The organism is Amycolatopsis ultiminotia, from assembly GCF_039536925.1.
Lineage (GTDB): Bacteria > Actinomycetota > Actinomycetes > Mycobacteriales > Pseudonocardiaceae > Amycolatopsis > Amycolatopsis ultiminotia.
This window is the reverse complement of sequence record NZ_BAAAZN010000032.1, coordinates 15,940-41,429: the sequence shown is the minus strand read 5'-3', so window position 1 is coordinate 41,429 and position 25,490 is coordinate 15,940. Positions and strand designations below refer to the sequence as shown.

Genomic DNA, 25,490 nt, shown 5'->3' with positions numbered 1-25,490 from the left:
CCGGCATGACCGACGACGAAGGCACCCAGCTGTTCCACCGCACGATGCCGTTCAGCGAACGGCTCGGCATCGAGGTCCTCACGCACGGCCCGGACCTGGTGCGCAGCAGGCTCGCGTGGGCCGAGTCGCTGTGCACGCTGGGCGGGGTACTGCACGGCGGGGTGCTGATGGCGCTCGCCGACTCGACCGGCGCGGTGTGCGCCTTCCTGAACCTGCCCGAGGGCGCCAAGGGCACGAGCACCCTGGAGTCGAAGACGAACTTCCTGCGCGGCGTCCGTTCGGGCTACGCCCTCGCGTCGTCCAGACCACTGCACACCGGGCGGCGGGTCGTCGTGGTGGAGACCGAAATCCACGACGACGCGGGGAAACTCGCCGCGAAGGTGATCCAGACCCAGGCGGTGCTCTGAGGACAGGTGTTTACTTACCCGCCCGCAGGAGCGAAAATCGTCGGCTACCACTGGGGTTCGGAGACGGAGCCGGAATGCGCGCACGCGGATTGGTCACGTTACTGTCCATCGCCATGATGACCGCCGGTGCGGCATCGCCCGCCTCGGCCGCCCCCGGGCAGCCGGGCAACGACGAGGCGATCAACTACCACGAGTGGTCCGGCGGCGCACTGGCCACCGGCAGGCTCGACGGGCTCGGCTTCGGCCCGGCCGGACTGCACATCACCCGGCCTGCCGGGCAGATCGAGCACACCGAACCGGCACTGGGCACGACGCAGCGCTACGACTACGGCACCTGGACCTCGCCGCAGTACCGGCAGGGCTTCGACGCAACCCAGCTGATCGCGTCGTGGAACGCGCGGACGCCGGCGAAGACCTGGCTGGAGGTGCAGGCAAGGGGCCGTACCTCGGCGGGCGCCGAGACCGCCTGGTACGTGATGGGCCGCTGGGCCAGCGGCGACGCGGACATCCAGCGCACCAGCGTCGACGGGCAGAGCGACGACAACGCTTCGGTCGACGTCGACACGCTCGCCACCAAGACCGGCGTCACGCTGCGCTCCTACCAGCTACGGGTCACGCTCTACCGCCAGACCGGCAGCAAGGCGACGCCGACGTTGTCCACCCTCGGCGCGATGACCTCGAACGTGCCGGACCGCTTCGACGTGCCGACCACGAAACCCGGCCGGGCCCGCGGGATCGAGCTGAAGGTGCCCGCCTACGCCCAGAACATCCACAAAGGACAGTTCCCGCAGTACGGCGGGGGCGGCGAGGCCTGGTGCAGCCCGACCTCGACCGCAATGGTCGCCGAGTACTGGCACCACGGGCCGAGCGCGGCACAGATGGACTGGATCCCCGCGGACTACCAGGACCCGTCGGTGGTCTACGCGGCACGCAACACCTTCGACTACGCCTACGACGGCACCGGCAACTGGCCGTTCAACACCGCCTACGCCGCCTCGCTCGGCCTGCGCGGGCACATCACCCGGCTGCACGATCTGAACGAACTGGAGGACTACGTCGCGCGCGGCATCCCGGTGATCACGTCGCAGTCGTTCCTGCCCAGCGAGCTGGACGGCGCGGGCTACGGCACCGCCGGGCACATCATGGTGGTGGTCGGCTTCACCCAGGCGGGCGATGTGATTGTGAACGATCCGGCGTCCAGCTCCGACGACCGCGTGCGCAACGTCTATCCGCGCGACCAGTTCGAGAAAATCTGGCAGCGCACCAAGCGCTACACCGACACCGGCGAGGTGGCGAGCGGACCGGGCGGGATCGTCTACCTGATCACGCCGTAGCCAGGTATGGCGGCATGCGCATGACCCGTGGTTAGCTGCCATCGGAACGCCAACGGTGCCGAAGGGGTGTGCGCATGCCGTACGAGGTCCAGGGAGTCGTGTCACGGGCCAAGGGCGAGCCGGTCGGGCTGGAGACCGTGCTGGTTCCGGATCCGGGGCCGGGTGAGGCGGTCGTCTCGGTGCAGGCCTGCGGGGTCTGCCACACCGATCTGCACTACCGCGAGGGCGGGATCAACGACGAGTTCCCGTTCCTGCTCGGGCACGAGGCCGCAGGCCGGGTGGACAAGGTCGGCGCCGGTGTGACCGACCTGGCGCCCGGCGACTACGTGATCCTCAACTGGCGCGCGGTGTGCGGTACCTGCCGGGCGTGCAAACGCGGCAAGCCCTGGTACTGCTTCGCCACGTTCAACGCCGAGCAGCCGATGACGCTGGCCGACGGCACGAAGCTCTCGCCCGCACTGGGCGTCGGTGCCTTCCTCGGCAAGACCCTCGTCCACAGTGGACAATGCACGAAGGTGAACGAAGCGGCCGAGCCCGCGGTCGCCGGTCTGCTCGGCTGCGGGGTGATGGCGGGGCTGGGCGCGGCGATCAACACCGGCGCGGTCGGCCGTGGTGACTCGGTGGCGGTGATCGGCTGCGGCGGGGTCGGCGACGCCGCCATCGCGGGTGCCGGCCTTGCCGGCGCGACCACCATCATCGCGATCGACACCGACGACAAGAAACTGGAGTGGGCCAAGGGTTTCGGCGCCACGCACACGGTCAACAGCCGCGGGCTGGCCGAGCCGGACGTGGTCGCCGCGATGCAGGACGCCACGCGTTCGTTCGGCCCGGACGTGGTGATCGACGCGGTGGGCCGTCCGGAGACCTGGCGCCAGGCGTTCTACGGCCGTGACCTCGCGGGCACCGTGGTGCTGGTCGGCGTGCCGACGCCGGAGATGCGGCTGGACGATCTGCCGTTGATCGACTTCTTCTCCCGCGGTGGCTCGCTGAAATCGTCCTGGTACGGCGACTGCCTGCCCTCGCGCGACTTCCCGATGCTGGTCGAGCTGTACCTGCAGGGCAGGCTGCCGCTGGAGAAGTTCGTCACCGAACGCATCGGCGTCGACGGCGTGGAGCAGGCGTTCGGCCGGATGCACCACGGCGAGGTGCTGCGCAGCGTGGTGGAGTTCTGAGCCTCTTTCCCGACGCGGACTATCCGGCCGATCCGTACCCCGGTGCTCGGCCGGATTCCTCGTACGTGCACCTCGACGGCGCCGGCCACGCCCTCGCCACGGCGCCACCGGGGTGGCGCGAACGGGTCCCGGTGCTGGCCTACGGGTCGAACGCATGCCCGTCGAAGATCACCTGGCTGCGCACGCAGCTCGGACTCACCGGCCCGGTGGTGGCGGTGCGGGTGCGCTGCACCGGACTGGTCGCGGTGTGGGCAGCCGGCCTACGCGCCCGCGACGGCCAGCGCCCGGCCACCCTGACCGCATTGCCGGGCGTGGTGGAGCACCACTTCGTCTGGTTCGCAACGGAAGAGCAGCGAGCCATACTGGACGTGTGCGAGGGCCGCGGCAACCGCTACCACCTGGCCCGCCTGGACAACGCAGACATCCGCACCACCGATACCCAACTGAACGACGCGGACATCGGCACCATGGACCGCACCCCGCCCAACACCACGAGCACCCACACCCCAGACGACGCACGGCCCGGCACCGCAGACATCCGCACCCCGGACGGCACCCCGCTCGACACCACCGACATCCACACCCCGGACGGCACCCCGCTCGACACCACCGACATCCACACCCCGGACGGCACCCCGCTCGACACCACAGACGGCACCCGGCTGGACGGCGTGCTCGCCTACGTCGCCGCGTCGCCGATCCGGTGCCCGCTGCTCGTCGACGGCCGTCCGGTCCGGGTCGCCGACGTGCCACAGGCCGAGGCAGCCCGGCTGACCGGCGAACCGGCACCGGAGCACGGCCTCGCCTGCACAGTGCTGACGCCCGCCCGAACCTTCCGCTGAGCAGGTGGTGAAGGTCCCCCTCAGCCCCAACCGATGGACTGAAGGTCCCCTTCATGCGCGAGCGAGCGAGGTGAAGGGGACCTTCACTCCGCTAGCTGCAGTTCCCGGCCGGCTCGTTGATGCGAGTGGTGCTTGCGGGCGGTGTGGGCTTGGTGATGGTGGTTGTGGTGGCGCAGGAGTCCGGCCAGTGTTTCGGCCCGGTGCCGTGAGCTGGTGAAGGGTCGAGCACAGAACCCTCCGCAGCGCGAACCAGCGAAGAACCGAGCGCAGAACCCTCCCGCGGTGGCGCAAACCAGCGAAGAACCAAGCACAGACCCGACCCTCCGCGGCGCGCGAGCTAACGAACAGCCAAGCACAGGCCCCTCCCTCGGCACGGGTGCGAGCGCGGGCGCGGGCGCGCGTACGGGTGCAGGCGCGAGCGCGCGTACGGGTGCAGGCGCGAGCGCGGGCGCGGGTGCGGGTGTGGGTGCAGGCGCGGGCGCGGGTGTGGGTGCAGGCGCGGGCGCAGGTGCGGGCGCGGGCGCAGGTGCGGGCGCGGGCGCAGGTGCGGGCGCGGGCGCGTACGGATGCGAGCGCGTGCGGGCGCGGGCGCGGGCGCGGGCGCGTGACGCGTTCTGCTTTTCGCGTCGGTTTGTGGCTGGTAGGGGGCGGGTGGACCGTTGTGTCGCGCCGAGGTGGTTACTGCGTGGGGTAGACGGGGCGCGGCGGTAGTCCATGGCGTTGTCGGTCTTCACACGGTCGATCCGGTCGGTACCCTGTTCGGCCAGGGCGGTGGCGTCGAGAAGCCGAATTCGCGGAAGACGAGGCCGTTCCGGCTAACCGTTGGAACGGGTTCTCGTGCGGCTTCGGATGGGTGTGGTCGAGACCGCATAGCGTACGACCAGCCGAGAAAATCCGTGACCGGCGGCAAGGCGAGCGACGGCGGGGCTTGGCGCGGGCGGACGCGCGGATCGGCGATCCGGCCCGCGAACGGGGGCAACTCTCACCGCGATTCAGCCGAGCCGCGGGTCCGGGATCGCCCGCAGTGCCAGGAAGCCGGTCGGCTCGTCGCGTAGCCGGGCGTAGCGCTCCGGGTCCAGTTCGGCGCTTTCCGGGGCAGGCCGTGGTTCCCGCAGGCATTCGATCAGGAATCCCGCCTCGCGCAGTTCCTCGCAGGTGCTTTCCAGCGGGGCCAGCCAGCAACGCACCTGCCAGCCCTGGCTCCAGACCTCCTCGATCACCCGGACGTCGAAGTAGCTGCCGCCGTTGCGAAGCCAGTCGCCGAACGGGTGCATCCGCGAGAGCACCAGCGCGCCGTCCGGCCGCAGCACCCGGCGGAACTCCCGGAGCGCGGCCACCCGATCGTCGACGTATTCCAGTGCCAGCGCGAACAGCACCTGGTCGACCGAGCCGTCCGGGAGCCAGTCCAGCGGCCGCGCGAGGTCCTGCACGCGGAACGTGCCTGCCGGTACCCGCTCCTCGGCCAGTTCGACCATGCGCGGACTGAGGTCGAAACCGGTCACCCGCGCGCCCCGGCGGGTCAGCTCCTCGGCGTACAGGCCGGGCCCGCACGCGGCGTCGAGCACATGCTGCCCGGTCACTTCGCCGAGCAGGGCCAAGCAGGCGGGCCGATCGTAGTGCGCGTTGTAGAAGCCATCGCGGGCATGGTCGAGGAATTGGTCGGCGAACACCTCGTACTGCGGAAAAGAGCCCACTACATCGGTCATCCGCTCAGTCTGGCCCGCGAGAAACGTTCAGGCGAGCAGTTTCCCGGGATTCAGGATCCCGGTCGGATCCACTGCCGTCTTGGCCGCGCGCAGCACGTCGACGCCGATCCGGCCGATCTCCGCCGACAGGTACGGCGCGTGGTCCACCCCGACCGCGTGGTGGTGGCTGATCGTGCCGAGGCCGGTGATTGCCTCCGAGGCCGCGGCTTTCGCGCGCTGCCACTGGCCGATCGGGTCGGTGCCGTCGCGGGAGGCGAGCACGGTGAAGTACAGCGAGGCCCCGGTTTCGTAGGCGTGCGAGACGTGGCACATCACGATCGCGCGGCCCAGCGAAGCCACCAGCGCGGTGCGCACCGCTTCGTGCAGCTCGGCCAAATTGGACCAATACGCCGCCGTTTCCAGGGTTTCCACGCAGACGCCGAGTTCCATCAAGGCGTCACGCTGGCGAGGACCGGAGAACCGGCCGCGGCGCCACGAATCGCCGAGGGTGGTGCCGATCCGCCGGGCACCGGCACGGCGCAGCATCGCCCTTGTCCGCCCACGGCGACGGGCGACCTCGCCCTCCCAGCCAACGATCAGCAAGCAGGGGTTCCGGATACCGCGCGCGGCGAGGTAAGCCCGCAGTGCCGTGGTCTGCCAGCCGGCGTTGAGCGCGAACGACACCGTGGTCTCGTCCACGTCGGAAAGCCGCGTGACGTCGGCCAGCGCGTGTTCCTGTGCGAGTTTGCGGACCGCGGCGGCGCCTGCCGCCCAGCCGTCGACGACCCACCCCTCGTAGTACCGCTGCTCCGGCAACGGCCGGACCCGCAACGCGACCTCGGTGATCACCCCGAGCGCGCCTTCACTGCCGACCGCGAGCTGCCGCAGATCGGGCCCGGCCGCGGACGCCGGCGCCACCCCCAGCCGCCATTCGCCCTTGGGCGTGGCCAGCCGCACCCCGGCCACCATCTCTTCGAACCGGCCGTAGCCCGAGGAAGCCTGCCCGGCCGAACGCGTGGCGGCGAACCCGCCGATGGTGGCTCGCTCGAACGACTGCGGCACATGGCCGAGGGTGAACCCGTGCGCGGCGAGCAGCCGCTCCGCCTCCGGGCCACGGACCCCGGCCTGCAGCACGGCGATCCGCGAGACCGGATCGACCGATACCAACTCGTCGAGCCGGACCAGATCGAGCGCGACCACGGCCGCTTTGTCCCCGCGCACCGCGGCAACCCCGCCGACCACCGAAGTGCCGCCGCCGAAGGGCACCACCCCGACGTCGTGGCGCAGGCACACGTCGAGCACCGACTGGACCTGCTCCGGATCCGCGGGCAGCAGCACCGCGTCCGGCACCGGCACCGCCTCGTCCCCGGCACGGGCCCGCAGCAGGTCCAGATAGGACAAACCGCTCGCCCGCCCGAGCCGTTCGTCCGGGTCGAGCAGAACGTTGTCCGTACCGAGCAGCGCCGCCAGGTCCGCGCGGGCGGATTCGGGCAATGCGGACCCGCCCACGCTCCGGGCCGAATCCGAACTACGCCCTCGATCCGCCCCGACCGGGCCGATACGCTGGCCGAGCCACCGGACCGCTCGATCGGGCAGCGAGGCGGCACCAGGGCCCTCGGCGGTCCAGGATCGCCGGATACGGTGGTTGACGAGATCATTCACGACTACAGTGTGACATATGGACGTCAAGCGTCACTCCAGCTCGGGCGAGAGCCCGTCCGCGCTCGCGGACACCCGCAGCCGCCAGACCTCGGCCCGCGTTGCCGACGACGTACTGCTCGACGCCGCCCGCCAGTGCGTGCTGGCGGTCGGGGTCCGGCGCACCACGCTCGCCGAGATCGCGCGTACCGCGCAGGTCAGCCGGATGACCGTGTACCGGCGGTTCCCGGACGTGCACAGCGTGCTCGCGGCGCTGATGACCCGCGAGTTCAGCGGGCTGCTGCAGCGCGCGGGACAGGCAGGCGACAACGCGCCGCACGCCCGCGCCCAGATCGTGCACATCGCGGTGGCCAGCGTCAGCGCACTGTCCGCCGACCCGCTGTTCCGGACCCTGCTCGACGTCGATCCGGAACTGGTGCTGCCCTACATCGTCGAGCGGCTCGGGGCCACGCAGAAGTTCTCCGAACAGGTGCTGCGGAAACTGATCGAGGCGGGCCACCGCGACGGTTCGGTGCGCCAGGCCGAACTGGCCGTGCAGGTGCGGTCCTTCCTGCTGGTGGTGCAATCCTTCGCGTTCTCGCTGCGGCCGGCCACCGCCGACCTCGACGAGGCCGCACTGCTGGCCGAATTCCGGCACACCGTCGACGCCGCGCTGCGGCCATGAGCACCGGATCGCTCAACGCCCGGCGCCGCGAACGGGAGCTGGCCAGCTTGGCCGACGGCGAACGGGTCGACGTGCTGGTGGTCGGCGGCGGGGTCACCGGCGCGGGCATCGCGCTCGACGCCGCGTCGCGCGGGCTGTCGGTGGCCTTGGTGGAGGCGCACGACCTCGCGTTCGGCACCTCACGCTGGTCGAGCAAGCTCGTCCACGGCGGGTTGCGTTACCTGGCGAAGGGTGAACTGGGGCTGGCACACGAAAGCGCGGTCGAGCGCGGCATCCTGATGACCCGCACCGCCCCGCACCTCACCCGGGCGATGCCCCAGCTGTTCCCGCTCTACCCGGCCACTTCGCGAGCGCAGCAGGCGGTGATCACCACCGGGCTCCGCTCGGGCGACGCATTGCGCCGGGCCGCACGCACGCCGTCGTCGGTGCTGCCCGCACCCCGCCGGATCCCGGCGGCCGAAGCGCTCGCGCTCTCGCCCGGACTGGCCGGCGCCGGGTTGCGCGGCGGGCTGCTGGCCTACGACGGTGCGTTGATCGACGACGCCCGGCTGGTGCTCGCGCTCGCCCGCACCGCCGCGTTGCTCGGCGCCAGGATCCTTCCCCGGCTGGAGGCGGTTTCACTGTCCGGCACCGGGGCCAGAGTGCGCGAAGGCCGCGAAGGCTCAGAGGAACACGACTTGCAGGCGCGGCAGGTGATCAATGCGACCGGCGTGTGGGCGGACACGCTCACCGACGCGGTCCGGCTGCGCCCGTCCCGCGGCTCGCACCTCGTACTGCCTTCCGGCGCCGCCCCGGTCGGCGCCACCTCGGTGAACGTGCCGGTGCCGGGTGAGACCAACCGGTTCGTCTTCCTGCTCCCGCAGCCCGACGGTCGGGTCTACCTCGGGCTCACCGACGAACCGCAGCGCGGTCCGGTGCCGGACGTGCCCGCGGTCCCGGAGTCCGATGTGGACTTCCTGCTCTCGGTGGCCTCGTCGGTGCTGGCCCGTCCGCTCGGCCGCGCGGACGTGGCCGGGTCGTTCGCCGGACTGCGCCCGCTGGTCGCCGGATCGGCGGGGCGGAGTGCGGACCTGTCACGGAAACACGCTGTGGTCACCGATTCCGCCGGTGTGCTGACCGTGGTCGGCGGCAAGCTGACCACCTACCGCCGGATGGCCGAGGACGCCGTCGACGCGGCACTCGCCAACAGCGGGCTTCCGGCAGGCCCCTCCCGTACCGCGAAACTGCCGCTGCTCGGTGCCGCGCCCCGCGCTCGGTTGTCCCTTGTGGACGCTCCGGCGCGGCTGGTCGCGAAGTACGGCACGGAAGCCCCGCGGGTTGCCGCGCTCGGCGAGCTCGAACCGGCGTTCGCCGAGCCGCTGTCGGAAACCACCGAGATCACCGCGGCGGAGGTGGTGTGGGCAGTCCGCCACGAGGGTGCCACGACGGTGGCGGACGTGCTCGAACGCCGCACCCGGCTGTCCCTCGTACCGGCCGAAGCGGACGCCGCCAGGCAACGGGTGGCAGAACTCGTCGAGAAGGCGCTCACCGGCCTGCAGTAACTCACCCGGCCCGGCTTGACTCCGGTGGCAGGTTTTGCCACAGTGCGGCCCGAGTGCCCGGTACGTCAGGGGGCGGTCCGGGCGGAGCGGGGGACGGGTGACCGCACGGCTGCTGGAGGTCGACCGGATCTCCCGGCGATTCGGCACGGCGACCGCGCTCGACCAAGTCTCCTTCGCCGCACGGCCGGGTGAGCTGTTCGGGCTCACCGGCGGGCGCGGTGCCGGCAAGACCACCGCATTGCGGATCACGCTGGGCGTGCAGCCTGCCGATTCCGGTGCGGTCCGGTTCGACGGCCGGCCGATCCGGCGCGGGTTGTTCGGATACCTGCCCGAAGAGGGCGGCCTCCAGCCCCGGATGCGGGTGCTCGACCAGCTCGTGCACCTCGGGCGGCTGCACGGGCTCAGCACCAACGACGCACACGGCAGCGCCGAGCGGTGGCTGGCCCGGCTCGGGCTCGGACCACAGCGCAAGGCCCAGATCCGGAAGCTCGGCGCGGAAGCCCGGCACCGCGTGCGGCTCGCCGCCGCGCTGGTGTCCGACCCCGTGGTGCTGGTGCTCGACGAACCGTTCACCGGGCTCGATCCCGCCGCAGTGACCGCGACCTGCGAGGTGCTGCGGGAGAAGGCAGCTGCCGGGGTACCCGTGGTGCTCTCCAGCCGTCGGCTCGACCTCGTCGAACGCCACTGTGACCGGGTGGGCGTTCTCCGCGCCGGCCGGATGCTCGCGATGGGCACGATCGCCGAGCTGACCGGCGGCGCCGGCCGACGGCTCACCGTCACCGCACCGAGGGCGCGACCGGGCTGGTCCACCGCAGTGCCCGGGGTACGAGTGCTGGCGGAACACCGGGAAACGACCGTGCTGGAGCTGTCCCGCGGGGCCGACGACCAGGCCGTGCTCGCCGCTGCCCTCGCGACCGGGCCGGTCACCGAGTTCAGCCACCGCCTGCCTTCGCTCGCCGAACTGTTCCCCGACGAGGTCTCCGCGCCATGAGCGGGATCCGCGCCGTTCGGCTGCTGACGACCCGTGAGCTGAGCACCCGGTTCCGGGCGCGCTCGTTCGTGGTGAGCACCGTCGTGCTCCTCCTGCTGGTGCTCGGGTATGTCCTGGTACAGGCGCTGCTCACCGATTCCGGCAACCGGGTCGCGCTCACCGGACAGGCACAGGGCATCGGCCCACGGCTGCAGGCGACCGGAGAGCGGATCGAACTCGTACCGGTACCGTCCGAACAGGACGGACTGGAGCGGGTACGCGACGGCGGAGTCGACGCGCTCGTCTCCGGCAGCGTGTCCCGGCTGCGAATCACCGTGAAGTCCACTGTGGACCCTGAACTGGGCACAGTGCTGGACGGGATCGTGCGCGAACAGGTGCTCGACGCGGAACTGTCGGCCGCACAACTGGATCCGGCTTCCATCCGGCAGACCGTGGCCGCCGCGCACGCCGAAGTCCGCGCGCTGGAACCACCGGCGCCCGATCCGGTACCCGCCGTCGTGGTCGCAGTGCTGTTGGGCCTGAGCCTCCTCGGCTACGGCGTACTCGTGGCTTACGAGATCGCCGACGACAAGGCCGCCCGCGCGACCGAGGTCCTGCTCACCGTCGTCCGGCCGGGGCATCTGCTGTGCGCCAAGGTATTCGGGGCAGGCCTGGCCGGGCTGGTGCACTTCGTGGTGCTCGCCGTGGCCGGCATCGCCGCGGCTGTGGTTTCCGGTGTGCTGCCCGGTTCCGCGAGCACGCCGAGCATCCTCATCTGGGGCGTTGTGTGGTACCTGCTCGGCTTTCCGCTCTACGCCCTGCTCTACGCCGCCGCCGGCGCGCTCGTCTCCCGCCGGGAAGACACCCCGTCGACGGCCTGGCCGGTGTGCGCCGTGCAGACGATCTGCTTCGCGGCCGGACTCGTCCTGCTCGCCGGAGCCCCGGACGGCGACGCCATCCGGGTGGCGTCGCTGATCCCGCTGCTGTCCCCGATCCTGATGCCGGCCCGCGCCGCCACCGCCGCACCGTGGGAGGTGGTCACCGCCTTGCTGCTCACCATCGCGGCTCTCGGCGTGACCGCCTGGCTCGGCAACCGGATCCACCGCAACGCCGTCCGCCGGCCCGGACACCGGGTCCGGCTCGGCAACGCAGTGCGGGACTAGGAGCCGGTGATCGATCCGTATCGCTGGAGGGCGATCTGCCGTTCCTCGGCGTGGTCGACGATCGGGTCCGGATAGTCCTGGGGCCGCGCCGCGGGTGCGTGGACCGCCTTGCCCGCAACGCCGCGCAACTCCGGCACGTACCGGCGTACGTAGTCTCCCTGCGGGTCGAACTTCGTGCCCTGCGTGGTGGGGTTGAAGATCCGGAAGTACGGCGCCGCGTCCGTGCCGCTGCCTGCGACCCACTGCCAGTTCAGCTGGTTCGACGCGAGATCACCGTCGACGAGGTGCCGCATGAAGTGCCGGGCGCCCCACCACCACGGCAGGTGCAGGTCCTTCACCAGGAAGCTCGCCACGATCATCCGGACCCGGTTATGCATCCAGCCCTCGGCGAGCAGCTGCCGCATTCCGGCGTCCACGATCGGGAATCCGGTCCGCCCCGCACACCACTGCTCGAACGCCTCCTGTGCCTGCGCACCGGTGTCGTAGCGCATCCGGTCGAAGCGCCGATCGTAGTTCTCCCGCGCAGTCTCCGGGCGGTGCCACAGCACGTCGGCGTGGAAATCCCGCCAGCACAGCTCCGCGCGCAGTGCTTGCGCACCGTCGGACGAATCGCCGGCCAGATCGGCGAGCATCGTGCGCGGATGGATGTTCCCCCACCGCAGGTACGGCGACATCCGGGTGGTGCCCTCGTGATCGGGGCGATCCCGCTCGGCGGCGTAGTGCTCGACGTCGTGGCCGAGGAACGCCTGCCACGCCTCGAGCGCGGCCGCCTCCCCCGCCGGGGGTAGCCGCAGGTCACCGAGCGAAGGCGAGTTCGGGATCGGCAACGACTTCCCCGGTTCGACCCAGTCCACAATAGACGCCGAGGTCTCCGCGGGAGAGGCCACTCCGCGGCGGGTCCAGGCCCGGTGGAACGGGGTGAAAACGCGGTACGGACTGCCGTCCGGCTTCGTGACCCGGCCCGGCGTCACCGCGTACGGGGATCCGGTCACGACCCACTCGATCCGGTGCTGCGCCAAGGCGTTCGCCACGGCATCGTCACGTTTGCGGCCGTACGGGCCGGAGTCGGCCGAGACGTGCACCGCGGACGCACCGATTTCCCTGGCCGCGGCGACGACTTCACCGACCGGATCACCGTGACGGACCAGCAGCCGTCCGCCGAGCGCCGCGTCCAGCTCACGCAGCGACGCCAGCAGGAACGCGGTCCGCGGCGAGCCCGCGGGCTTCAGCAGTCGGTCATCCAGGACATAGAGCGCAAGCACGTGCTTGCTGTGCTTGGCCGCGGTGAGCAGCGCGGCGTGGTCGCCGAGCCGAAGATCGCGACGGAACCACAGCACGACCGGCGCTTCCATCGTCATACCCGAAGACGATAAACGCCCCGCCGTGCACAGGCACGACGGGGCGTTTGCCGGAAGCTGCGCTCAGCGCTCCGAAATCGGCTGATAGTCCCGCGCGGCGTGGCCGGTGTAGATCTGCCGCGGGCGGCCGATCTTGGTCTGCGGGTCGTTGATCATCTCGCGCCAGTGCGCGATCCAGCCGGGCAGCCGGCCGAGCGCGAACAGCACGGTGAAGTACTTCGTCGGGAACCCGAGCGCCCGGTAGATCAGGCCGGTGTAGAAATCCACGTTCGGGTACAGCTTGCGCTCGACGAAGTAGTCGTCGGAAAGCGCGGTCTCCTCGAGCTTCTTCGCGATCTCGAGCAGCTGGTCGCCGCCCTTGAGCTTGCCGAGGATCTCGTCCGCGGTGTTCTTGATGATCTTCGCGCGCGGGTCGTAGTTCTTGTAGACCCGGTGCCCGAAGCCCATGAGCTTGACACCCTTTTCCTTGTTCTTCACCCGGTTCACGAACTGGGCGACGTCACCGCCGTCGTCGCGGATGCCCTCGAGCATGTCCAGCACCGCCGCGTTCGCACCACCGTGCAGCGGGCCGAACAACGCGTTGATGCCCGCGGAAATGCTCGCGAACAGATTGGCCTCGGACGAGCCGACCAGGCGCACGGTCGAGGTGGAGCAGTTCTGCTCGTGGTCGGCGTGCAGGATGAACAGCAGGTCCAGCGCCTTGGCGACCTCCGGGTCGACCTCGTACGGCTCCGCCGGGAAGCCGAAGGTCATCCGCAGGAAGTTCTCCACGAGGCCGAGCGAGTTGTCCGGGTACAGCAGCGGCTGGCCAACGGACTTCTTGTAGGCGTACGCGGCGAGCGTCGGTACCTTCGCCAGCAGCCGGATGGTGGACAGCTCCACGTTCTCTTCGTCGAACGGGTTGAGCGAGTCCTGGTAGAAGGTGGACAGCGCGGAGACCGCGCTGGACAGCACCGGCATCGGGTGCGCGTCCCGCGGGAAGCCGGAAAAGAACGCCTTCAGGTCCTCGTGCAGCAGCGTGTGCCGCTGGATCCGCTCGGTGAAGTCGGCGAGCTGGGCCTCGGTCGGCAGCTCACCGTAGATGAGCAGGTAGGACACCTCGATGAAGGTCGACTTGCCGGCCAGCTGCTCGATCGGGTAACCCCGGTAGCGCAGGATGCCGGCGTCGCCGTCGATGTAGGTGATGGCCGAGGACGCGGCACCCGTGTTGACGAACCCGGGGTCGTAGGTGATGTACCCGGTCGACGCCAGCAGCTTCCCGAGCTCGATCCCCGGCGCACCCTCCACCGGGTGCACGACCTTGAATTCGTGCTCGCCACTCGGCAGGCGCAGCGTCGCGGATTCGCCGCCGGACTGCCCCGCATTCGTCGCGTCGGACATGCAGGTCCCTCTCACGTTGGGCACGGGCCGTCGGCGCCTGCGGGTTCCGCAGGTAGCCACGTGTTCACGCGAGGAAACACGCGCCTCGCTGCACACCGCCCCGCTGGGATGAATTCACCACTACGCTAGTCGAAAGGGGGGCAGGTGCGCACTCGATGCGTTGCCTCCGACGGCCCCTTTGGGACCAGGTTCACACGGTGGTCGCCATGTCCGCCGCGGTCGGCGGCTCGGCCCCGCTGCGGGAGACGGTGATCGAGGCTGCTTTCGCCGCGTAGCCGAGCGCGTCCCGCCAGTCCTCGGCGTCAAGGGTGGCCGGTTCGCGCACCTCGCGCTGGTGCAGCCAGGCCAGCAGAGCGCCCTGCACGGTGTCGCCCGCCCCGATCGTGTCCACGACGTCCACCCTGCGGGACGGGACGTGGGCCAGCTCACCCGCTGCGGTGATCACCGACAGCCCGTCGGCGCCGCGGGTCAGCACCACGGCGTCCACACCGGACTCCACCCAGCCACGCGCGGCCGCCACCGGATCGGCGCCCTCGGTGAGCCACGCAGCATCGTCGTCGGAGATCTTCAGCAATCGGACATCGGGCAGCCACGACGCGAACCGCGCACGGTAGGCGGCCGGGTCGGCGATCAGCGCCTCGCGGATGTTCGGGTCGAGCGCGGTCAGCGTGCCGCGGGCCGACGCACGCCGCAGCACCGCCTCGTACGCGCTGACGCCGGGCTCCAGCACCATGCCGAGCGTGCCGAGCGACAGCGCGGTGGTCTCGGCAGGCAGCTGCCCCGGGTCGGTCACCAGCCGATCCGCGGTGCCCTCGACGTAGAACGTGTAGTGCGCGGTGCCCCGTTCGTCGAGCGCGACCACGGCGAGCGTGCTCGGCTCGTCCCCGCGCTGCAGCAGCGAGGTGCCGACCCCGGACGCACTGAGCCGGTCCACGAGCGCACCGCCGAAGCGATCGGTGGACACCCGCGACAGGAACGACGCCGGCACACCGAGCCGCCCGGCCGCCAGCGCCACGTTGTAGGGCCCGCCGCCGAGCCGGGGCAGCAGCGCGCGCAACCCACCGTCCACAGTGGAATCCAACGGTTCACCCGGTACGAGGTCGACCAGCGCCTCTCCACCCACCACGATCACGAGCGGAAGTCTAGAGGACCCACGGATGACAATTCGTGTCCGCAAACGGCCCGTGTCCGCAAACGGTGGCGATCGCCCGGTCAGTCCTGCCCGGCCGGTCTGTCGCGGTCAGTCCTGCTTGGTCAGTCCGCCCAGCAGCAGTTCGCCGAGCGCGGTGAACGCCTCGGCGTCGGACACGTCGGTGCGCCGGGCGAGCACGCCGGTCTGGATGCCCTCCACGATCAGGCCGGTCATCTCCGCGATGAGCCGGGCGTGCACGTCGCGGAACACCCCGTCGGCAACGCCCTTGTCGATGAACGCGCGGATCCGGCGCGCGGCGACCCGGCTGTTGAGCTGGTAGGTGTCCCGGGCGGGCTCGAACTCGGCGATGTCGGTCATGAACTCCGGCGAGGCCCGGTTGAGGTGCTCGGCGACCCCGGCGAGGTATTCGCCGATCAGCTCGCGGGCGTCGGCGATGCCCACGATCCGCTCCTCGATGCGCTCCGCGGCACCGCGGAAGTAGTGCGCGACGACCTTGACCGCGAGCTGCTCCTTGCTGGGCGCGAGCGCGTAGAGCGTGGACTTGGAGCAGCGGAGACGGGCGGCGAGATCGTCGAGGGTGAAGCCGGCGAAGCCCTCCGCCAGGAACAGCGTTTCGAGCTCAGCCAGCAGTGCCCGCTGCCGCGCGGTGGATCGGCGGCGGGCTTCGGGTGCGGACATCTGGCCACTATCTCCTATGACCCGGCGACAGCTCCGCTCCGGTGCGGTACTGTAGAACAGCCTTCAGTACCATTTCGAGTACTCCACGTTGGAGGACCCCATGCCGGTGGAACGTCTGCTGCCCAGCACGGAGGCCGAGGACCTGCTGTCTTTGGTCACCGAGATCGCCCGCGAGGAGCTCAAGCCGCGTGCCGCCGCGGACGAGGAGGCCGAGCAGTTCCCCCGGGACCTGTTCACCCTGCTGGGCAAGTCCGGGCTGCTGGGTCTGCCCTACCCCGAGCGGTGGGAAGGCGGCGGCCAGCCGTACGAGGTCTACCTGCAGGCGCTGGAAGAGATCGCCGCCGCGTGGATGAGCGTGGGTGTGGGGCTCTCGGTACACACGATGTCGTGCTACGCGCTCGCCGAGCACGGCACGCGCGAGCAGCGCGACCGATGGCTGCCCGAGATGCTGGGCGGCGAACTACTGGGCGCGTACGCGCTGTCGGAGAGTCACGCCGGTTCCGACGCGGCCGCGCTGTCCACCCGTGCCCGGCGCAACGGCGACACGTACGTCGTGAACGGCACCAAGGCATGGATCACCCACGCGGGCGTCGCGGACTTCTACACCACGATGGTGCGCACCAGCGACGACGGCGGCCACGGTATTTCCTGCCTACTGGTCGATTCGTCGACTCCGGGACTCTCCGCCGCACCGCGGGAGCGGAAGATGGGCCTCACCGGCTCGCCGACCGCGCAGATGCTGTTCGAGGACGCGCCGGTAGCCCTCGAGCGGCTGATCGGCGAGGAAGGTGCGGGCCTGAGGATCGCACTGTCCTCGCTCAACTCCGGCAGGCTCGGCATCGCCGCGTGCGCGGTCGGCCTGGCACAGGCGGCACTGGACGAAGCGGTGGCGTACGCGAAGGGCCGCACCCAGTTCGGCCGTCCGATCATCGAGTTCCAGGGCCTGGAATTCCTGCTCGCGGACATGGCGGCCACGGTCGAGTCGGCCCGCGCGACCTACCTGGACGCCGCCCGCCGCCGCGACCGCGGAATGGACTTCCAGCGCCAGTCGTCGATCGCGAAACTCGTCGCGACCGACGGCGCGATGAAGGTGACCACGGATGCGGTACAGGTGCTCGGCGGCGCCGGGTACACCAGGGACTTCCCGGTCGAGCGGTACCTGCGCGAGGCGAAGGTACCGCAGATCTTCGAGGGGACGAACCAGATCCAGCGCATGGTGATCGCCCGCGCGTTGAAGGGCGCCTGATTTCCTCATGGCCCTCACCCTCGATGCCGATACGTGCACTGACGGTCGGAGAAGACCGTGAGACAACGCCGGTGACGTGAGGAGACGCTGTGACGGCACTTCCCGAACCGACGCAGAACGGCTTTCCGTGGGAGATCCCGGACCACCTGCTGTCGATCGAGGAATACGCGGCCCTCGGTGAAACCGAATCCGGCTTCACCGAACTCGTGGCGGGTCGCCTCGTGACGTCACCCAGTCCGACCAGACGGCACAACAAAGCCGCCTACCGGTTCGCCGCGGCGCTGGAGGCACAGCTGCCGCCCGAATTCGACGTCAACCTCGATCTGGACCTCGACCTCGGCTTCGCCCCGCCGGGCGAGGCCGGTTACTCCAGGCAGCCGGACGTCATGGTCACCTACCGCAGCGCGAATGAGCGGGTCGACCGCGATTCCGCGCTGTTTCGCGCGACGGAGGCCGTGCTCGTGATCGAGATCGTTTCCCCCGGTTCGAAGCGAACCGACTACGTGACCAAGCACGACGAATACGCCGACGCCGGCATCCCGTTCTACTGGATCCTCGATCTCGACGAGCCGGTTTCCCTTGTCGCCTGCCATCAGGCCGGTGAACTCGGCTACCAGGACGCGCCTGCGGTCACCGGGATCTTCACCACCACCGAGCCGTTCCCGATCAAGATCGACCTGCCGGACCTCACCGGTTGAGGCACCAGCGCGGTCGCCTCAACCGGTGCGTGGCTCATCGCGATTCGCGGTACCGGCGATCCAGTGCGACGCCCTCGCCGAGCGATTCGTCGAAGGTGTAGACCTCGTCGCCGCGCACGAACACCCGCATCGCGCGGTTCATCACGTCCAGCGGGTCGCCCGACCACAACACCACGTCGGCGTCCCGGCCGGCAGCCAGTGAGCCGATCCGGTCGGAGAGGCCGAGCATCTCGGCCGGGTGCAGGGTCAGCGCCTTCAACGCGGTCTCCGGGTCGAGGCCGTCCTTCACCGAGAGCGCGGCCTGGTACACGAGGAAGTTGATCGGCACCACCGGATGGTCCGTGGTGATCGCGATCTTCACCCCGGCCCTGGCCAGTACACCCGCCGAACGCAGGGAACGGTGCCGCAGTTCGACCTTCGACTTCGTGGTGAACAGCGGGCCGAGGATCACCGGCACGTCGCGTTCGGCCAGCAGGTCCGCGATCAGGTGGCCCTCGGTGCCGTGGTTGATCACCAGCCGGTAGCCGAACTCCTCGGCCAGCCGGATGGCGGTGACCATGTCGTCCGCGCGGTGCACGTGCTGATCCCAGTACAACTCGCCGTCGAGCACCTTGACCAGCGTCTCGTTGGTCAGGTCCACCTCGAACGGCTTGCCCTCGCCCAGCGTGTGCGCCCGCTTGGCCCGGTAGTTCTGCGCCTTGGTGAACGCTTCCCGCAGGATCGCGGCCACCCCCAGCCTGGTCGAGGGCGTTTGCTTCTTCTCCCCGTACACCCGCTTCGGGTTCTCGCCCAGTGCGCTCTTCACGCTCACCTGCTCGGCGAAGACCATGTCCAGCACGCTGCGGCCCCACGTCTTCACGCCGATGGTCTGGCCGCCGATCGGGTTGCCCGACCCCGGTTTGATCACCACGCTCGTCACGCCGCCGGCCAGTGCGTCGTCGAAAGCCGGTTCGTACGGGTCGACGCCGTCGATCGCGCGGAAGCGAGCGCCGTTCGGATCGGTCATCTCGTTGGTGTCGTTGCCCGACCAGCCTTCGCCGTCCTCGTGCACCCCGAGGTGCGCGTGCGCGTCGACGAAGCCGGGCAGCACCCAGTTGCCGGACGCGTCGATGAGCTCCGCGTCCTCCGGCACCTCCACGTCGGACTCGGCACCGACCTGGGAGATCCGGCCGTCCTCGATGAGCACCGTGCCGTTCTCGAGCGGAGCGGAGCCGACGGGGACGACGTAGCCCCCCACAATCGCCTTGTAAGCCATAGTTCGACACGCTAACGAATTCACCCCACGTCGCGCACCCGGACCTTTTCCAAGTGCACGAGGTGGTGCTCACCTTCCGGGGAACGGTGCGTCTCGCGGTACCCGTGCCGGGCGTAGAGCCGCAGCGGCCCCGCGGAGAACTCGCCGGTGGTGAGCCGGAACCTGCGCACCCCGGCAGGCGCGGCCGCCTCGGTGGCGAGCAGCAGCGCGGTGCCGAGTCCGCCACCTTGGCGGTCCGGTGCGACCGCCAGCCGGCTCAGCTCGCCGACCTCGCCCTCCACCCGCAGCCGCACGCTCGCCACGATCCGCGAACCGTCCCGCACTCCCCACACGGTGACCGCCGGGTCGGCCAGCGCCGCACGCACCTGCGCCAGCGTCTCGGTCAACGGGGGCAGGTCGAGGTCGTGGTGCGCGCGTGCCTCGGCCAGGAATGCCGCGCGCTGCAGGGTGAGCAGCTCGCCTGCCGCGGATTCCGCGAGCAGCTCCGGCGTCACCGGACGCGGATTCCCCAGCTGCCCGACCAGGAGCCCGCCGGTTCCAGTTCGATCAGGTCGGTGCCGGTGTTCAGCGCATCCGCCGGGCAGGTCATCGGCTCGATCGCGACCGCACGGCCACGGCCGGTCAGATCGTCCGGGGTGAACACCTGCACCCACCGGAAGTCCGGTCCGGTCCAGACCACCAGCTGCTCGTCCCCGTGCGAGAGCACGTGCTGGTGGGTGCCGTCGTCCGCCTGCGCCAGCGTGCCGAACGCGGTGTCCAGGTCGGCTCCGGCGAGCAGCTTGCCTTCGCGGAAGTCGTATTCGGTACCGGCCACGTCCTGTTCCTCGGCGTAGGGCATCTGCTGGTCACCCTCGTACGGGCGAACGCGGGAGGCAGGCAGGGTGAGGGTCAGCTCGTCGGTGGGGGTGTCCCCGATGCGGAAGTACGGGTGCGTACCCACGCCCACGCCGATCGGCTGCTCGCCCTCGTTGCGGATCTCGTGCGTGATCACCAGCTCGCGCGGCAGCAGCTCGTAGGTGACCGTGGCACGCAACGGCACCGGCCAGCCGGGCTGCACCTCGACGTCGACGGCGAGGGTGATCGACGTTTCGGCGTGCTCCAGCAGCTCCCATTCGAGGTGCCGGGTGAGTCCGTGAATGGCGTTGCCGCGGGCCTGCTCGGTGATCTCCAGCTGCTGCTGGACACCGTCGAACTCCCACTGGCCGCCCTTGGTCCGGTTCGGCCACGGGAGCAGCACCTGGCCGAGCCCCTTCGGCGGCTTCTCGTCCTTGGCGAACGTCTCGACGTAGGGCACGCCGCCGATCTCGAACGCACGCAACCCGGCACCGATCTCGGTGACGACGGCGCGCGCTTTACCGCGGGTGATCTCGAACTGCTCTCCGGTGGGGTTCGCCATGGCGCAGAGATTACCGGCCCCGGCCGGGCGGACGAGACGACCGGAACTAACTAGACCGGTCGTCATAGTTTGAGCTACCGTGCCGAGATGGTCCACCGCACCGACACGCGCCGCCGGATGCTCGATTCGGCCGCGGAACTGTTTCGCACGCAGGGTTACCACGCCACCGGGCTGACCCAGCTCGTGTCGGCGGGCAAGGCGCCGAAGGGATCGCTGTACTTCCACTTCCCCGGCGGCAAGGAACAGCTGGCCGCGGAGGCCGTCCGGCTCTCCGGCGAGCAGCTGGGCACGCAATTGGCCGAGCTCGCCGTTTCCGCACCCGATCCGGCCACCGCCGTCGACCGGATCATCGAGGCCCTCGCCGGTTCGCTGACCGAATCCGGCTTCAGCTGTGGATGTCCGATCGCGACAGTCGCACTCGAAGCAGGCGACAGCGAGGAGATCCGCACCGCCTGCGACGACAGCTATTCCGGCTGGCTCGCCGGACTGTCGGCGTACTTCACCGCGCACGGCCTGCCGGAGGACCGTGCCACGTCCTTGGCCACGGTGGTTCTCTCCGCCATCGAGGGCGCGTTGCTGCTCGCCAGGACCCGGCGGGACCGCGCCCCGTTGCAAGCCGTGGCCACCCACCTGCACGCCACCGTCGAACGGGAGTTTTCCTGATGCACCTGCACCACCTGAACTGCGGCACGATGCGTCCGTTCGGCGGGCGGCTGATCGACGGGAAGCCGGGACTGCTGCGCCGGGCCACCATGGTGTGTCACTGCCTGCTGCTGGAAACCGGCACCGGGCTGACGCTCGTCGAGACGGGGATGGGCTCCCCGGCAGCCGCCGACCCGGCCCGGTGGCTGGGCGCGTGGTTCGTCCGCACCGTCAACCCGGTGACCGACGCCACCGAGACCGCGGTGCACCAGGTCCGCGCACTGGGCTACGACCCCGCCGACGTCCGCGACATCGTGCTCACCCACCTCGACCTCGACCACGCCGGCGGGCTGGTGGACTTCCCGCAGGCCCGGGTGCACGTGTACGAGGAGGAGCTGGCGGCCTACCGCGCGGGCAACCGGCGCTACCGCGACGTGCAGTTCCGGCACGGTCCACAGTGGAAGTCCTATCCGGATACCGGCGAGGAGTGGTTCGGGTTCTCCGCGGTGCGCGAGCTGGCGGGGGTGCCGGACGTCGCGCTCGTCCCGCTCGCCGGGCACACCGCGGGGCACGCGGGCGTCGCCGTGGACACCGGCGACGGCTGGCTGCTCAACGCGGGCGACGCCTACTTCTTCGACCGGGAGATCGACACCGAGCCCTACTGCCCGCCGGGATTGGCTATGTTCGAGCGACGGGTGCAGACGCTGCCCGGACCGCGGCGGGAGAACCAGCGGCGGTTGCGGGAGCTGCGCCGGGACCACCCGGACGAGGTGACGGTGTTCGCCTCGCACGACCTGGCCGCCTTCGCGCGGCTCGGCGAGAGGAGCAGGGCATGAAGGTGCACCACCTCAACTGCGGCACGATGCGCCCGTTCGGCGGGCGGCTGCTCGACGGCAACCCCGGGCTGGTCCGGCGCAGTTCGCTCGTGGCGCACTGCCTGCTGGTCGAGACCGGCAGCTCGCTTGTGCTGGTGGACACCGGATTCGGCAGCCGCGCCGCCGCCGACCCGGCCGGCTGGCTCGGCGGGCCGTTCACGAGGATGGTCGGCGCGCGTCCCTCGGAAGAGGAATCCGCGGTGGCACAGATCCGCGCGCTCGGCCACGATCCGGCCGACGTACGGCACATCGTGATGACGCACCTGGACATGGACCACGCGGGCGGGCTCGCCGACTTCCCGGACGCCACCGTGCACGTCCGCGTCGAGGAACGCCGGGCCGCCGAGCAGCCGAAGGGCGTCCCGGAGAAGACCCGGTACCGGGCGAACCAGTTCGCGCACAGCCCACGGTGGAGCAGCTACCAGGAGGCAGGCGAACGCTGGCTCGGGTTCGAGGCGGTGCGCCCGCTGCGTGGCCTGCCCCCGGAAATCCTGCTGATCCCGCTGACCGGCCACACCGATGGCCACGCCGGCGTGGCCATCGACACCGGCGAGGGCTGGCTGCTGCATGCCGGCGACGCGTACTTCTTCCACGGCGAAATGGCTTCGGTGCACCCGTACTGCCCGCCGGGGATGCGCGCGTTCACGAACCTGAACCAGCTGGACGGCCGCGCCCGCCGCGCGAACCTCGCCCGGCTGCGCACCCTGGCCCGCGAGCACGCGGACGACGTCACCGTGTTCAGTGCACACAGCCCGGTGGAGTTCCAGGCGCTGCGCCGGTGAGGAAGTCTCATTCCTCACCGGCAAGGGTGGAGTCCACCAGTTCGACGGTGTGCGCGTACCTGCTCCGGCCGGTCGCGCGCAGGATCAGGTAGGCAACCACCAGTACGACGAAGAACGGGATGCCGAACTTCCACGCCGGATCGAGCCCCTCGACCCAGAACGTCGAGACCAGCACCGTCGCGAGGAACGCGATGACCACGACGTTGACCACCGGCGCGCCGCACAGCCGGACCGGGGACGGCGGCAGGCCCGTCCGGCGCCGCCGGATCCGGAACGCCAGGTGGGTGACCAGGATGAGCATCCACACCACCATCGCGGCGAAGATCGAGATACCGAACAGCGCCAGATAGGCGTCGGAATCGGAGTTCTTCGACAGGATCGTCGCGATGACCAGCCCCGCGGTGGAGAGGACGAGTGCGTTGCGCGGTACCCCGGACCGGGTCAGCCTGCCCGCCCACGCCGGGGCGAAGCGGTGCTCGGCAAGGGAATGCAGCATGCGTGTGGTCAGGTAGAGGTTCGTGTTCGCACTGGAGAGCGCGGCGGTGAGGACGACGAAGTTCATCACGGTCGCCGCGGCGGGTACCCCGGCCGACTGGAAGACCCGCACGAACGGGCTCGCGGTGATCGAACCGCCCTCGCCGGTCACCGTCCACGGCACCACCAGGACGACCACCAGCATCGCCGCGACGTAGAACACCGCCAGCCGCAGCACCATTGCCCGTGACGCACGCGGGATGTCGCGCGCCGGGTTCTCCGATTCCGCCGCGGTGACCGACACCAGTTCCGTGCCGATGTAGCTGAACAACACGAAGACCATTGCCAGCAGCAGACCGGACACGCCGTTCGGCAGGAAACCGCCACCGACGGTCAGGTTCGCCGCACCCGGAGCGGGTGCGTGCGGCAGGCCGAAGAACACCAGTACCAGCCCGAGCACGACGAACACACCGATCGCGCACACCTTGATCATCGAGAACCAGTACTCGAATTCGCCGAAGATGTGCACCGCGGCCCCGTTGACCACGATCACCAGCAGCGAGAAGACCGCAACCGGAAGCCACAGCGGGATCTCCGGCCACCAGAACTGGACGTAAACGCCTGCCGCGATGGTCTCGCCACCGATCGCGATCACCTGCATCGCCCAGTAGGCCCAGCGCACGACGAATCCGCTGCCGGCGCCGAGGTACTTCTGCGCGATGGCACCGAACGCGCCTGCCGCCGGGTGCACCACCACCTTTTCCGCGAGCGCCCACGAGATGACCAGCGCCACCAGTCCACAGAGGACATAGGCGAGCACGACCGCGGGTCCGGCGTGCGAGATCGCCAGGCCGGAACCGAGGAACAACCCGGTACCGATGGCACCGCCGATCCCGATCATGGTCAGCTGCCTGCTCCGCAGCCTGCGCTGCAGCCGGGGCGGGGACTGGGCCATGTCTGCTCCCTACCGGCCCGACCGGTACTCGGCGATCGCATTGACGACGGCGTCGAGGTCGGATTCGTCGTTGTAGTAGTGGAAGGACATCCGTAGCACGTCGCCGCGGGCACTGCAGACGATCCGGCGCCGGGCGAGGTACCCGGCGAGCGCGTCGGGATCCCGGTCGACGAGCGCGACGAGCGGACCGCGCCGGGCGTCGGCCAGCGGCGAGCGGAGCCGTTCACCGGCGTCGAGCAGCCGCTGCTGCAGCTGCCCGGTCAGCATCCGCAGGTGATCGCGCACCTGCGCCGAATCCAGCCGATGCACCAGTGCCAGCCCGGCGACCGCGCCGTAGGCCGAGGGGATCGACGGCGTCCCGGTCTCGAACCGCCGGGCGTGGTCGGGGTAGTCGAGGTGGCGCGGATCGAATTCGAACGGGTTCGTCCGGCCGAACCAGCCGGTCAGCGCCGGCGAGACGGCGTCACGCAATCCGGGGCGGACGTACAGGAACGCGATTCCGGAGATGCCCAGCAGGTATTTCAGGCTGCCGCTGACCAGATAATCGCAGCCGAGCTGCGCGACATCGACCGGCTCGACACCGAGACCCTGGTAGGCGTCGACGAACGTCCGTGCGCCGTGTTCGCGAGCCGACGCCGTGATTTCCGGGACCGGGAACCGCAAGCCGTTGGCGTAGCTGATCAACGGCACGGACACCAGCCGGGTGTCGTCGGTGAGCAGGGCTGCGTAATCCTCGGCGTCGACCAGCCCGCCGCGGTGGGCGACGAACCGGACGTCGGCGCCGCGGCCCCGCTGGGCGAGCCAGACGTGCGCCAGCGACGGGAATTCCAGGTCCGTGGTGAGCAACCCGGGCCGTTCGGTCCACGACTGCGTGGCGGCGACCTGGTAAGCCCCCTCCGACGCGGACGGCACGACGGCGATGTCGTCGGTGTCCGCGCCGATCAGCCGGGCGAACGCGGCCCTCGCCTCGGCGACCTTCGCCATCCACCGGTCCCATGGCGCACCGTGTTCGCGGATCGTGTGCTGGAACTCGAGCAGCTCGGCGGTCAGCGCGTCCGACAGCGCACCCTGGCTGCAGCTGGCGAGGTGCACCGTGTCGGCGAAGGCGGGAAAGTGCGCCCGGAACCCGGCCGGGCTGGGGTGGTCGGTCACGATGCTCCG

The 25,490-nt window shown here is 70.4% G+C and carries 23 protein-coding genes and 1 pseudogene; 13 read left to right on the top strand and 11 right to left on the bottom strand.

The window, feature by feature from the left end:
• Positions 1 to 5 precede the first annotated feature (5 nt).
• From ABD793_RS41010 to ABD793_RS40995, 4 genes and pseudogenes are all read left to right on the top strand, one after another.
• The gene (locus ABD793_RS41010) at positions 6 to 407 is read left to right on the top strand and encodes a PaaI family thioesterase (RefSeq protein WP_344869130.1); all 402 of its coding nucleotides are present in this window, start codon (positions 6 to 8) and stop codon (positions 405 to 407) included.
• Between the two features lie 74 nt (positions 408 to 481).
• Positions 482 to 1,741 (top strand): peptidase C39 family protein, encoded by a 1,260-nt coding sequence (locus tag ABD793_RS41005; RefSeq protein ID WP_344869129.1) that lies wholly within the window; start codon positions 482 to 484, stop codon positions 1,739 to 1,741.
• Positions 1,742 to 1,815: 74 nt separating this feature from the next.
• On the top strand, positions 1,816 to 2,913 hold the full coding sequence (locus ABD793_RS41000) for an S-(hydroxymethyl)mycothiol dehydrogenase (protein WP_344869128.1): 1,098 nt from the start codon (positions 1,816 to 1,818) through the stop codon (positions 2,911 to 2,913).
• Between the two features lie 65 nt (positions 2,914 to 2,978).
• Positions 2,979 to 3,350: pseudogene (locus ABD793_RS40995) on the top strand (gamma-glutamylcyclotransferase); the annotation flags it as partial.
• A 1,397-nt stretch (positions 3,351 to 4,747) separates the two neighbouring features.
• On the opposite strand, the gene ABD793_RS40990 reads toward ABD793_RS40995, so the two are convergent.
• Positions 4,748 to 5,461, bottom strand: a complete 714-nt coding sequence (locus ABD793_RS40990) for a class I SAM-dependent methyltransferase (protein WP_344869127.1) — start codon at positions 5,459 to 5,461, stop codon at positions 4,748 to 4,750.
• A gap of 27 nt (positions 5,462 to 5,488) precedes the next feature.
• A complete protein-coding gene (locus ABD793_RS40985; protein WP_344869126.1) occupies positions 5,489 to 7,102 on the bottom strand; it encodes an FAD-binding oxidoreductase in 1,614 nt (537 codons plus the stop codon).
• A gap of 16 nt (positions 7,103 to 7,118) precedes the next feature.
• On the opposite strand from ABD793_RS40985, the gene ABD793_RS40980 reads away from it, so the two are divergent.
• The 4 genes from ABD793_RS40980 (at position 7,119) to ABD793_RS40965 (ending at position 11,437) form a co-directional block, all read left to right on the top strand.
• Positions 7,119 to 7,763, top strand: coding sequence for a TetR/AcrR family transcriptional regulator (locus ABD793_RS40980; RefSeq protein ID WP_344869125.1), 645 nt, complete (start codon positions 7,119 to 7,121; stop codon positions 7,761 to 7,763).
• Complete coding sequence (locus ABD793_RS40975; RefSeq protein ID WP_344869124.1) at positions 7,760 to 9,304, top strand: glycerol-3-phosphate dehydrogenase/oxidase; 1,545 nt, start codon at positions 7,760 to 7,762, stop codon at positions 9,302 to 9,304. Before ABD793_RS40980 ends, ABD793_RS40975 begins: the two co-directional genes overlap by 4 nt.
• Positions 9,305 to 9,401: 97 nt before the next feature.
• Positions 9,402 to 10,295, top strand: coding sequence for an ABC transporter ATP-binding protein (locus ABD793_RS40970; protein WP_344869123.1), 894 nt, complete (start codon positions 9,402 to 9,404; stop codon positions 10,293 to 10,295).
• Positions 10,292 to 11,437 carry an ABC transporter permease gene (locus tag ABD793_RS40965; protein WP_344869122.1) on the top strand — a complete coding sequence of 382 codons (1,146 nt, stop codon included), beginning with the start codon at positions 10,292 to 10,294 and terminating at the stop codon, positions 11,435 to 11,437. Before ABD793_RS40970 ends, ABD793_RS40965 begins: the two co-directional genes overlap by 4 nt.
• On the opposite strand, the gene ABD793_RS40960 is transcribed toward ABD793_RS40965, so the two are convergent.
• From ABD793_RS40960 to ABD793_RS40945, 4 genes are all read right to left on the bottom strand, one after another.
• On the bottom strand, positions 11,434 to 12,795 hold the full coding sequence (locus ABD793_RS40960) for a cryptochrome/photolyase family protein (protein ID WP_344869120.1): 1,362 nt from the start codon (positions 12,793 to 12,795) through the stop codon (positions 11,434 to 11,436). The two genes, ABD793_RS40965 and ABD793_RS40960, sit on opposite strands and share 4 nt — an antisense overlap.
• A gap of 63 nt (positions 12,796 to 12,858) precedes the next feature.
• Positions 12,859 to 14,175 (bottom strand): citrate synthase, encoded by a 1,317-nt coding sequence (locus ABD793_RS40955; protein ID WP_344869119.1) that lies wholly within the window; start codon positions 14,173 to 14,175, stop codon positions 12,859 to 12,861.
• Between the two features lie 190 nt (positions 14,176 to 14,365).
• Entirely contained in the window at positions 14,366 to 15,307 is a 942-nt protein-coding gene (locus ABD793_RS40950) for a carbohydrate kinase family protein (RefSeq protein ID WP_344869118.1), read from the bottom strand.
• Between the two features lie 108 nt (positions 15,308 to 15,415).
• On the bottom strand, positions 15,416 to 16,006 hold the full coding sequence (locus ABD793_RS40945) for a TetR/AcrR family transcriptional regulator (protein WP_344869117.1): 591 nt from the start codon (positions 16,004 to 16,006) through the stop codon (positions 15,416 to 15,418).
• A 100-nt stretch (positions 16,007 to 16,106) separates the two neighbouring features.
• On the opposite strand from ABD793_RS40945, the gene ABD793_RS40940 reads away from it, so the two are divergent.
• On the top strand, positions 16,107 to 17,252 hold the full coding sequence (locus ABD793_RS40940) for an acyl-CoA dehydrogenase family protein (RefSeq protein ID WP_344869116.1): 1,146 nt from the start codon (positions 16,107 to 16,109) through the stop codon (positions 17,250 to 17,252).
• Between the two features lie 89 nt (positions 17,253 to 17,341).
• Positions 17,342 to 17,950: a Uma2 family endonuclease gene (locus ABD793_RS40935; RefSeq protein ID WP_344869115.1), complete on the top strand. Its 609-nt coding sequence runs from the start codon at positions 17,342 to 17,344 to the stop codon at positions 17,948 to 17,950.
• A 34-nt stretch (positions 17,951 to 17,984) separates the two neighbouring features.
• Here ABD793_RS40935 and ABD793_RS40930 read toward each other — a convergent pair whose 3' ends face one another.
• The 3 genes from ABD793_RS40930 to ABD793_RS40920 are packed head-to-tail and all read right to left on the bottom strand — an operon-like array spanning position 17,985 to position 20,601.
• Complete coding sequence (locus ABD793_RS40930) at positions 17,985 to 19,205, bottom strand: amidohydrolase (RefSeq protein WP_344869114.1); 1,221 nt, start codon at positions 19,203 to 19,205, stop codon at positions 17,985 to 17,987.
• Between the two features lie 20 nt (positions 19,206 to 19,225).
• On the bottom strand, positions 19,226 to 19,729 hold the full coding sequence (locus ABD793_RS40925; RefSeq protein WP_344869159.1) for a GNAT family N-acetyltransferase: 504 nt from the start codon (positions 19,727 to 19,729) through the stop codon (positions 19,226 to 19,228).
• Positions 19,696 to 20,601 carry an aldose 1-epimerase family protein gene (locus tag ABD793_RS40920; protein ID WP_344869112.1) on the bottom strand — a complete coding sequence of 302 codons (906 nt, stop codon included), beginning with the start codon at positions 20,599 to 20,601 and terminating at the stop codon, positions 19,696 to 19,698. Before ABD793_RS40920 ends, ABD793_RS40925 begins: the two co-directional genes overlap by 34 nt.
• An 87-nt stretch (positions 20,602 to 20,688) precedes the next feature.
• Between ABD793_RS40920 and ABD793_RS40915 the strand changes: the two genes are divergently transcribed.
• The 3 genes from ABD793_RS40915 to ABD793_RS40905 are packed head-to-tail and all read left to right on the top strand — an operon-like array spanning position 20,689 to position 22,900.
• Positions 20,689 to 21,264, top strand: a complete 576-nt coding sequence (locus tag ABD793_RS40915; RefSeq protein WP_344869111.1) for a TetR/AcrR family transcriptional regulator — start codon at positions 20,689 to 20,691, stop codon at positions 21,262 to 21,264.
• Positions 21,264 to 22,079 carry an MBL fold metallo-hydrolase gene (locus ABD793_RS40910; RefSeq protein WP_344869110.1) on the top strand — a complete coding sequence of 272 codons (816 nt, stop codon included), beginning with the start codon at positions 21,264 to 21,266 and terminating at the stop codon, positions 22,077 to 22,079. The genes ABD793_RS40915 and ABD793_RS40910 overlap by 1 nt, the downstream gene beginning before the upstream one ends.
• The gene (locus ABD793_RS40905; RefSeq protein ID WP_344869109.1) at positions 22,076 to 22,900 is read left to right on the top strand and encodes an MBL fold metallo-hydrolase; all 825 of its coding nucleotides are present in this window, start codon (positions 22,076 to 22,078) and stop codon (positions 22,898 to 22,900) included. Before ABD793_RS40910 ends, ABD793_RS40905 begins: the two co-directional genes overlap by 4 nt.
• Positions 22,901 to 22,907: 7 nt before the next feature.
• Here the strand turns inward: ABD793_RS40905 and ABD793_RS40900 are convergent, their stop codons facing one another.
• Complete coding sequence (locus ABD793_RS40900) at positions 22,908 to 24,329, bottom strand: amino acid permease (protein WP_344869108.1); 1,422 nt, start codon at positions 24,327 to 24,329, stop codon at positions 22,908 to 22,910.
• 9 nt (positions 24,330 to 24,338) lie between these two features.
• Positions 24,339 to 25,481 carry an aminotransferase class V-fold PLP-dependent enzyme gene (locus ABD793_RS40895; RefSeq protein ID WP_344869106.1) on the bottom strand — a complete coding sequence of 381 codons (1,143 nt, stop codon included), beginning with the start codon at positions 25,479 to 25,481 and terminating at the stop codon, positions 24,339 to 24,341.
• Positions 25,482 to 25,490: the final 9 nt, after the last annotated feature.